At 60.7% G+C, this 1,103-nt stretch carries 1 protein-coding gene and 1 pseudogene; both read left to right on the forward strand.

What is annotated here, in order from left to right; translation table 11 throughout:
• Positions 1 to 619, forward strand: a pseudogene (locus tag EJP87_RS18240) (hypothetical protein); the annotation flags it as partial.
• Between the two features lie 29 nt (positions 620 to 648).
• The coding region (locus tag EJP87_RS16940; RefSeq protein WP_320412251.1) for a Tex-like N-terminal domain-containing protein at positions 649 to 1,103 on the forward strand (455 nt) is incomplete at its 3' end.

The following is a 1,103-nucleotide window of genomic DNA, read 5'->3' on the forward strand; positions in this document are numbered from 1 at the left end:
GATCGGACGGACCGCCCGGGCCGGTCGGGAGGGTATGGCCATCTCCTTTTGCGATGTCAGCGAGCGCGGTTTTTTACGGGATATTGAACGCACCATCCGCTGTTCGGTGCGGGTCGATACGGAACATCCCTATCACTCCCTCTCTCCCGAAACTCTCTCTGCGCAACAGCGGGGCAAAGCCAAAGCAGTGCGCAGCCAGCCGGCGGCAGGCAGCGTCGCAGAAAGCCGTCGCGCTCAGACACCCGCACGGCAGCCTGGACAAGCCAAGCAGCAGGCTGTAGCGGGCAAGGAGAGCAGAGCGGGTTTTGTGCCCCGCAGCGCCAGCAGCCCTGGCAAACACTTTGGCAAGGGGGAGCAGGCAGCAGTGGAGCAGCAGGGCAGAAATGGAGCGCGCAGCAGCCAGACAGGCGGTGCTGTACCCGTCAAACAGCAGGCTGTACCCGTCAAACAGCAGGCTGTAGCGGGCAAGGAGAGCAGTGCCGGTTTGGCCGCACGCAGCGCTGCGACCCCTGGCAGCAGGCGCACTGGAAGAACCAGTATGATTGCGATGCCAGCGCGCTCCCAGCGTGGGCAACGGCAGCGCCCGGTCGCGCCACACGCTCGGGTCGCTTCCAAATAACGGTTACCTGTCACTATTAATATTTTGCCATGAAAAGCATAGCGCAACGTATTGCTGAAGAGTTGGCTGTCCAGGAGTTGCAAGTGACAGCAGCCATTGCCCTGCTGGATCAGGGGGCAACGGTACCCTTTATTGCCCGCTACCGTAAGGAGGTCACTCATGGTTTGACCGATACCCATCTGCGCCATCTCCATGAGCGGCTTGCCATTTTGCGCGAGTTGGAGGAGCGGCGTGCTGTGGTGCTGCAGAGTATCGGCGAACAGGGCAAGCTGACTCCAGAGTTGCAACAGGCCATCCTGGCAGCAGAAAGCCGAACGCGGATAGAGGATCTCTATTTGCCTTTCCGACCAAAACGGCACAGCAAGGCGGCGCAAGCCGTGGAGGCGGGTTTAGAGCCTTTGGCGGAACAGTTGCTGCGCGACAGGTCGCAAGTTGCAGAGAGAGTGGCTCTGGCCTATGTCGATCCCGAACGCAAAATAGCCGA

Source organism: Candidatus Magnetaquicoccus inordinatus (assembly GCF_004217665.1).
Lineage (GTDB): Bacteria > Pseudomonadota > Magnetococcia > Magnetococcales > Magnetaquicoccaceae > Magnetaquicoccus > Magnetaquicoccus inordinatus.